General features: G+C 60.2%; 12 protein-coding genes. All 12 read right to left on the reverse strand.

All coding sequences use genetic code 11. The features are described from left to right. Nucleotides 1-183: 183 nt before the first annotated feature. A complete protein-coding gene (locus VMU57_RS13190; protein WP_325384130.1) occupies nucleotides 184-1,194 on the reverse strand; it encodes a tagatose 1,6-diphosphate aldolase in 1,011 nt (336 codons plus the stop codon). 307 nt (nucleotides 1,195-1,501) lie between these two features. Then, nucleotides 1,502-1,744, reverse strand: a complete 243-nt coding sequence (locus VMU57_RS13195) for a hypothetical protein (RefSeq protein WP_325384132.1) — start codon at nucleotides 1,742-1,744, stop codon at nucleotides 1,502-1,504. A 24-nt stretch (nucleotides 1,745-1,768) separates the two neighbouring features. Beyond that, nucleotides 1,769-2,485 (reverse strand): hypothetical protein, encoded by a 717-nt coding sequence (locus VMU57_RS13200; RefSeq protein WP_325384134.1) that lies wholly within the window; start codon nucleotides 2,483-2,485, stop codon nucleotides 1,769-1,771. A 149-nt stretch (nucleotides 2,486-2,634) separates the two neighbouring features. Continuing rightward, a complete protein-coding gene (locus tag VMU57_RS13205; RefSeq protein WP_325384136.1) occupies nucleotides 2,635-3,048 on the reverse strand; it encodes a VOC family protein in 414 nt (137 codons plus the stop codon). A gap of 93 nt (nucleotides 3,049-3,141) precedes the next feature. Continuing rightward, nucleotides 3,142-3,450 carry a MoaD/ThiS family protein gene (locus VMU57_RS13210; RefSeq protein ID WP_325384138.1) on the reverse strand — a complete coding sequence of 103 codons (309 nt, stop codon included), beginning with the start codon at nucleotides 3,448-3,450 and terminating at the stop codon, nucleotides 3,142-3,144. Further along, complete coding sequence (locus tag VMU57_RS13215) at nucleotides 3,447-4,562, reverse strand: exo-alpha-sialidase (protein ID WP_325384140.1); 1,116 nt, start codon at nucleotides 4,560-4,562, stop codon at nucleotides 3,447-3,449. The genes VMU57_RS13210 and VMU57_RS13215 overlap by 4 nt, the downstream gene beginning before the upstream one ends. Continuing rightward, entirely contained in the window at nucleotides 4,549-5,040 is a 492-nt protein-coding gene (locus tag VMU57_RS13220; protein WP_325384142.1) for a helix-turn-helix domain-containing protein, read from the reverse strand. The genes VMU57_RS13215 and VMU57_RS13220 overlap by 14 nt, the downstream gene beginning before the upstream one ends. 192 nt (nucleotides 5,041-5,232) lie before the next feature. After that, nucleotides 5,233-5,376, reverse strand: a complete 144-nt coding sequence (locus VMU57_RS13225) for a hypothetical protein (protein WP_325384144.1) — start codon at nucleotides 5,374-5,376, stop codon at nucleotides 5,233-5,235. Next, nucleotides 5,373-6,107, reverse strand: a complete 735-nt coding sequence (ccsA, locus tag VMU57_RS13230; RefSeq protein WP_325384146.1) for a cytochrome c biogenesis protein CcsA — start codon at nucleotides 6,105-6,107, stop codon at nucleotides 5,373-5,375. Before ccsA ends, VMU57_RS13225 begins: the two co-directional genes overlap by 4 nt. Nucleotides 6,108-6,134: 27 nt before the next feature. Continuing rightward, nucleotides 6,135-6,818 (reverse strand): heme exporter protein CcmB, encoded by a 684-nt coding sequence (locus tag VMU57_RS13235; protein ID WP_325384148.1) that lies wholly within the window; start codon nucleotides 6,816-6,818, stop codon nucleotides 6,135-6,137. Continuing rightward, complete coding sequence (gene ybaK / locus VMU57_RS13240) at nucleotides 6,815-7,306, reverse strand: Cys-tRNA(Pro) deacylase (RefSeq protein ID WP_325384150.1); 492 nt, start codon at nucleotides 7,304-7,306, stop codon at nucleotides 6,815-6,817. The genes VMU57_RS13235 and ybaK overlap by 4 nt, the downstream gene beginning before the upstream one ends. Further along, a partial coding sequence (locus tag VMU57_RS13245; protein WP_325384152.1) for an ABC transporter ATP-binding protein occupies nucleotides 7,303-7,781 on the reverse strand: 479 nt, incomplete at its 5' end. The genes VMU57_RS13245 and ybaK, both read right to left, overlap by 4 nt.

A 7,781-nucleotide genomic window follows, 5' to 3' on the forward strand; every position in this document is an offset into this window, starting at 1 on the left:
AGAGTCGACACTTCATCTGGGAGAAGGATAGCGCAGTTAGGTTAAAGCAAGCTGAAGTCGTGATGGGTTGCATTGCGGTGTGTTGAATCAACATGGGTTGCGCTCCTTTCTTATGGAAGAGAGTTAAAGCAAAGACCCCAGCTTCAAAAGCCGGGGGTCTTTGACTGCTGGTTGAGATGCGTATTAGCCGAGCTCTTCCATGCTCTTGGCGCCGAATTTCAGGTACCAGGGGCTGGCAGTCTTGAGGGCTTTGTTGACGTTGCTGATGTTCTCGACACCGACGGTCTCGAGCCACTGTCGGAAGGCATCGGCACCCTGCTTGGCGTAGATGGCGATGCCATCTTTCCAGGTAGCGCGACCGCAGAGGACTCCGTTGTACTTGGTGCCTGACTCGCCGGCGAGCTCGAGGGTCTCGATGAAGACCGGGTTGGAGACGCCGGCCGAGAGGTAGATGTAAGGCTTGTGGGTCATGGTCTCGGCATCGCGGAAGTGCTGCAGTGCCTCGGCGCGGGTGTAAGCCTTTTCGCCCTTGAAGGCCTTGGTGCCTTCGACGAACTCCATGACGATGGGGACTTCGACCTTGAGGACGTCGACGTTGTAGCGGGCCTTGCCGAACTCGGCCATGCCTCCGGAGACGACGTCGGGCTTCTTCCTGGCATAGGCGAGGGACTTCTCGTCGCCGCCATCGGCGTCATAACCAACCAGCTCCAGGAAGAAGGGGATGTCGTGGGCGAGGCACTCGTCGCCGATGCGCTCCGTCCATGCGTGCTTGTGGTCGTTGACGTGCGACTTCTCGTAGGGAGTGTAGTAGAGCAGGATCTTGATGCAGTCGGCTCCAGCCTCTTTGAGGCGGCGAACGCTCCATACGTCGAGCAGGTCGGGCAGGCGGCCAGGCGTCTGCGCGTCGTAGCCGGTCTTCTCGTAGGCGAGCAGGAGGCCCTTGCCGTTGCGCTGCTTGGAGGCGGGCAGGCCAAACTCGGGGTCGAGCAGGATGGCGGAGGCGTGCCTGGTGAGGACCTCGGTGACGAGGGTCTTGAAGACTTCGAGATCGTGGGCGTCGGCTGCTGCGCCGCGCTCTTTGGCGAGGGACTTCTGGAGGGAGCCGCGCTGGTCCATCGCCGCTGCGGCGATGACGCCGCGGGAATCGGAGACGGATTTGAGTCCGGCGAGCTTACCTGGGGTCAACTTCGACATTGCTGTGGTTCTCCTGTGCAGTTTTGCGGTTTATTTGTACGAGGCCATTTTACACAGTGCAGACGTGAGCGATTTTTCAGGCCCGTTGTCGGCGCGATGCGATCTTCATGGCGTGGCGTGAGGGTATCAAGGCTCCCTTTTATGGGTACCCCTCCCCCGTACTTCTTTTGTAAAGTCTTGCAAACAAAGAGCTTGTTTTCTAAAGTCTTGATTGCAAAGGAGTTCGCTGGTTTACCTGAATTTCTGTCTCTATTTCAATTATAGGGAGAGAAGGGAAACTCTTTTGCAATCGGGATGTTCTTTGGTTTCAGTGAGTTAAGCCAATATGGGGCTTGACATGCGATTTTTGGGCGGAAAACGGCAAAATAAATTTGGGCGCTACAGCGGCAGTTAGCGCGATCGTGCGTTGGCTGGGGCGCGTGATTAGGAGTGAGTCTTTATCTGGCGCGGTGGGCTGCTCCGAAGTTGGCACCGTTGGTGGCGGCGATCGCTTGAGTTCAATTAGTTCGAGGAGCGCATTGGTCGTTAGCTTCTCTGCAAATTTCGCCATGGGCTCACTCGCCGGGAGAGAATGTCAGTGGCTCTCCGCAGGAGCCACCGTGCCGTCCGACCATTTAGCTACCGGAATCAGAAATAACGTTAGTCGGTCCTGAGCGTCTTTAAGAGCAAAAATCGGCGAGTCCGGCAGATTTGCACCCCAGGCTTTCTCGTCGGTTTGCGGAATGAAAAACATCAGGTGGGGATGCCAGTGTCCGTCGCGATCGCTCAGGTACCCTTGCCTTGACAGCATGTAACACATCGCGCCAGGTTCGAGGGTAGGCAGGTCCTTCTTGTCGAAGGCGGTATTGATGTTGTCGACCATTTGAGTTTTCGATAGTCCAGCCAAAAGCAGTTCGGTTTTCTTAATCGTGAGTGGGACATTGAATCGCGCGGCTGGCGCGTTGAAGCAAATCGGAGCCCGCACCTTGGGATTCCAAAATTCGGGATCGCTAATCTCAGTGGTCCATGATCGTTCGACGATGCATACGAAACCGTTTTTTCCTTTGACTGCGATTTCGTATCCGTGTCGTCCGAGAACCAGGACCTCGGCATCGCGTGAGATGGATTCCGGGGCCGCGCTCCGCGCCAGGGCGATCTCAGCATCCCGATCCGCAATCAGGTATTGATCAAGAGGAGCCATATTCGGATACGGGGCTTTGGCGACCTGGGCTCGCGCTTGCCGCCCGACCCCCAACCCGAGAACCAGCACGAAACCTCCTAAGACCATCGTCCTGAATGCCGTTCGTTTCATTGATTGCTCCTTGGATATCGAGTCTGAATCTGGCGTATCGCAGATCGGCAGATTTTCATCTCAAATTGGTGCCTAATCGCCAATGCACTCATCGAGGAGGCGATTAGGTTGGCACCCTCATATTTGTGGTGCGACACACTGTGATGCGGCTAACTGTGTTGTGCGGTCTCGAAACTGAACATCCAGTTGATGCCAAACTTGTCGGTGATCATGCCGAAGTAAGCCCCCCAGAACATGTCTTGCGCGGGCATGACTGGTTTGCCCTTTTCGCCGAGCGAGGCGAAGAGTTTGTCGACTTCTTCCCGGCTTTCGCAGTGGATGCAGATGGAAAAGTTGTTGCCTTCGGTAAGAGGTGTGCCGGGAGGGCAGTCGGAGGCCATGATGACCTGGTCGCCTTTGGATAGGCGAGCGTGAAGGACCATGTCCTTCGTCTCGGGTGTTACTTCCATGGGGCCTTGCGAGAACGGCATGACCTGCAGATCGGCGTCGAGGCATTTGGCGTAGAACTCCATAGCCTGACGACAGGTTCCGGCGAAGTTGAGATAAGTGTTGAATGCTTTCATGACTGCTCCTTTTTGCGTGGTGAGAATTTGGCTTACTGGTAGAGACTAAACAGGGGCTGCTGACAGCATCCTGTCAGTAGACTTCTGCAAATTTCATCCGCCGGCGATGGCTCCGATGATGAGCAGCGGCTCGCGGGCGGTGGCAATGGCTTCGGGCAGGGGCGTGTCCGGAGACTGATGAGAGATGTCTTCCTCGCAGGCGAAGAAGCGCAGGAAGGCGCGGCGCTGCTGGGTGCCATGATCGCGGATGGTTCCGGCGAGCATGGGGTAGCGGGCTTCGAGAGCATCGAGGACGGTGCGCAGTGTGAGGGGCGCGGCCACTTCGAGCGTGACCTCGCCATGCACCTGCGCGAGGTTGCGCAGATGCGCGGGCAGTTCGACACGGATACGGTGTGTCGTCATGGGATGGTCTGGACCTCGACAGAAAGGACGGCGGGGAGATCGCGGACGATGGGGGACCAGGTGTCTCCGGCATCGGGCGACACGTAGACCTGTCCGCCGGTGGTGCCGAAGTAGACGCCGCAGGAGTCGAGCTGATCGACGGCCATGGCGTCGCGGAGGACGTTGACGTAGCAGTCGGACTGAGGGAGCCCCTTGGTGAGCGGTTCCCACTCGTTGCCGCCGGTGCGGCTGCGATAGACGCGGAGCTGGCCGTCGAGAGGGAAGTGCTCGGAGTCGGACTTGATGGGAACGACATAGATAGTCTCGGGCTCGTGGGCGTGGACGTCGATGGCGAAGCCGAAGTCGGTGGGAAGGTTGCCGCTGATCTCGTGCCAGTGGTCGCCTGCGTTGTCAGAGCGCATGACGTCCCAGTGTTTTTGCATGAAGAGCGTGGTGGGGCGCGAGGGGTGCATGGCGATGTGGTGGACGCAGTGGCCGACGTCGGCCTTGGGGTCGGGGATGTACTGCGAGTGGAGGCCCTGGTTGATGGGCTGCCAGGTCTTGCCGCCGTCGTCGGTGCGGAAGGCCCCGGCGGCGGAGATGGCGATGTACATGCGCTGGGGATCGCTGGGGTCGAGGAGGATGGTGTGCAGGCACATGCCGCCCGCGCCGGGCTGCCAGCGCGGGCCGGAGCCGTGCTCGCGCAGGCCGGGAAGCTCGCTCCAGTTCTGGCCTCCGTCGGTGGAGCGGAAGATGGCGGCGTCCTCGATGCCGGCGTAGACGGTGTCGGGATCGGTGAGCGAGGGCTCGAGGTGCCAGACGCGCTTGAACTCCCACGGATGCGCGGTGCCGTCGTACCACTGGTGCGTGCCGGGGACGCCTTCGTAGGCGAACTTGTTGCCGACCGGCGACCACGTTTGGCCGCCGTCGTCGGAGCGCTGGACGACCTGGCCGAACCAGCCGCTGCTCTGCGAGGCGTAGATGCGGTTGGGGTCTACGGGCGAGCCTTTGAGGTGGTACATCTCCCATCCGGCGAAGTGGGGGCCGCTGACATCCCACTTGTCGCGCTTGCCGTCTGAGGTGAGGACAAAGGCACCTTTGCGGGTGCCAACCAATACTCTAACTTTGCTCATGAGTTGCTCCTTTGGGGGTTTTCGGCTTTGTATCGACGAACGGGGGCAGGATGGGGTTGGGGTCGCGGTCTTTCCAGCGGCGATGGGTCTCGGCGAGGACGGCTTCGCGGTTCGTAGCCATCTGCGCCATGAGTTCGCAGGGTGCGCCGGTCTGCTCGTGTTTGGCGCTCCACAGAAGCAGCTCCAGAAGTACCGGTGCCAGATCGATACCCTTTTCGGTCAGGCGATAGTTGATCTTTCTTCCATCGCTCTCCTCCGGCTCGCGGGTGATGATTTCGCCTGCTTCGAGCTTTTGCAGGCGGTCGGCGAGGATGTTGGTGGAGATGCCTTCGCCGGACTCCTGAAACTGCTTGAAGGTCTTGTACCCCCGCACCATCAGGTCGCGGATGATCAGCAGGGACCAGCGGTCCCCGAACTTTTCAAGCGCAACACTGACCGGGCAGCCGGAGCGGGGCTTCGATTTTTGGTTTTCTGGCACGCTTGAGACGATAGCCAATTCACTTGCTGTATGCAAGTGAATTGGCTTGCAAAATGCGCTATTTTTTTAGAAACCTTTTTTGAGTGCCGGGGTTTAGGTGGAGAGAGGCGGAAATCCGCTTTCAGCGAATTCCGCGTCATCTGCAATTCTTCTCGGACAACGAAGCTGCGTTTTCGTAGCTTCGTTGCTTTTTTACTCGCGCGGGCCCTTCGACCGCAGCCATCCCCGCAAAATCCAGAGAACATAGCTGCCCTGAACGATAAAGACTGTGGCGTAGGCGGCGAGAAGGTGCCTGTGTTCGAGGGTGCTCAGGTTGAAGAAGGTGTGCCAGGTCATTGGGCGGTCTCCAGGGAGTCTTCGATGGCGCTGAGGGCGGCCTCCTGCTCGGCTAGCTGGCGGCGGCGCTCAAGGGCGAAGCGGAAGCACAAGATGAAGATGCCCCACATGGCCCAGCCAATGATATTCCAGACGAAGGCGGGCATCATCGATGGATCGAGGCCGGAGTCAGGACCGCCGCCGAAGACCGGGGCGGGGTGCTGGGTGCGCCACCAGCGGATCGACATATAGACGATAGGGACATCCACGGCGGCGAAGACGGAGAGGACTGCGGCGAGAGTTTGACTTTGGCCGGAGGAGGAGAAGCGCCGCAGCATCAGGTAGCTGACATAGAGCAGCCAGAGCAGTAACATGCTGGTCAGGCGCGGGTCCCACGTCCACCAGATGCCCCAGGTAGCGCGGCCCCAGATGCTGCCGGTGACCAGGCAGATGGTGGCGTAGACCACTGTGACTTCGGCAGCGGTGAGGGCGAGGGCGTCCGAGGTGAGAGCCTTCAGGGGATCGCGGCGACGCCAATAGAGATAGGCGAGCGAGGCTAGGAAGTTGATGTAGGGAAAGATCAGGCTCAGCATCGCGCTGGGGACGTGATAGTAGAAGATGCGTCCAGTGTCGCCTTGAGCCGCGTCGGTGGGCACAAGGAAGATGGCCTCGCGGAAACCGACGATAAGGACGGCGATGCTGGCAAGGAACCAGAGCCAGGCGACAGTGCGAAAGATGGAGGGTCGGGACACTATGCGGATAATTTTACCGCGAATAGGCTATTCAGCGTTGAGGACGGTCTCGAAGAGCAGGACGCAGACGATGGTGTAGACGAGATCGTATCCGGCAAGCTGGGTGATCCAGGTATTGATTTCGAGAGGATCGAGCTGGGCGGTGAGGACTCCGGTCGTCGCTTCAACCATGCCGAGAAGCGCAGGAAGTGAGATGGGCAGGAGCAACAATGGCAGGAGGAGTTCGCGGTTGCGGGTGCGCAGGCCGAGCACGGCGAAGAAGGTTCCGTTGACCACCAGCGCCCAGGTGCCGAGGGGAAGAATCAGTGCGAGCAGCCACGCGTTGCCGAGGACGTGCAGGTTATAGAAGACGATGAAGACCGGGGCCAGTACCGCTTCAACGACGAGGACGAAGAGCATGTTGGCGATGGCTTTGCCGAGGAAGAGGGCCGATGCAGGAGCGGGGGCCATGCGTTGGGCTTCGAGTACCTGATGGTTCTGCTCGCGGGTCCAGGCCTGGTTGAGCGCGGTGACGGTGGCGAACAGGAGCGCTACCCAGAGGATGCCGCCGGAGATCTGGCGGGAGACGGCGGCGGTGGGATCGAAGGCCAGCGAGAAGACGACGACGACCAGAAGCGCGAAGAAGAGCATCCCGTTGATGGAGTCGCGGGAGCGCCACTCGATGCGGAGGTCTTTGCGGAGATGGGCGAGGATGTGGCCGATGTATTTCATTTGGTGAGGTCGGCCAGGGTGGCGTTGGCGGCGCGGAGATAGTCGGCGGGAGAGAGCAGGATTTGTAGGCCGCGCTGTCCGGCGGAGATGGAGATGAGGTCGTGCAACTCGATGGTCTCGTCGGCGTAGGCGGGGAAGGGCTTGCGGGCGGCCATGACGGTGACTCCGCCGCGGATGTAGCCGGTGAGCGGCTCGACTTCTTTGAGGGAGGCCAGCTCGGCTTTCTTTGCGTTGGCGGCGTGCGCCAGCTTTTTCAGATCGAGTTCGGCGTCTCCGGGGATGACGGCGAAGAGGTGCTCACCATCGTTCGTATGGGCGAGGAGGGTTTTGAACACCTGCTCGGGAGGGAGGCCGATCTTGCGGGCGACCGAGAGGGCGGTGAGGTCTTCGGGGTCGACCTCATAGGTGCGCAGCTCGTAGGTGATGTTGAGGCTGTCGAGGAGACGGGCGGCGTTGGTCTTGGTTTTAAGCTGGGCAGGGGGCTTCACTGGGCGGCTGCTCCCTGTTTTGCCGTCGTGACGATCTGGCCGTTGCGCATGGTGAGGGTGGTGTCGGCGATGGGCTCGGCGAGGTGGGCCTGATGGGTGGTGAGCAGGATGGTGCGTTTGCCATCGCCCCCGTCTTTTTTGTAGACGGGCCAGGTGCGGAAGTCGGCGAGCAGCTCGACCATGTGGTGGGCGGAGGCAACGTCGAGGTTCGAGAAAGGCTCGTCGAGTAGGAGGATTTCAGGGTCGGTCTGGAGGACGCGTGCGAGCGAGGCACGCTGGCGCATGCCCTGCGAGTATTGGCCGACGGGGCGAGTGAGATTGGGGTCGAGGCCGACGGCGCGGAGAGCCATCTCGGGACTGCCGACGCAGGCGCAGCCGCCATCGCGGTAGAGCGAGGCGAAGTAGTTGAGGTTCTCCATGGCGGTCAGCTCGTCGTAGAGCATGGTGGAGTGACTCATGTAGGCCATGCGGCGGC

The sequence above is a fragment of the Edaphobacter sp. genome (genome assembly GCF_035532915.1).
Lineage (GTDB): Bacteria > Acidobacteriota > Terriglobia > Terriglobales > Acidobacteriaceae > Edaphobacter.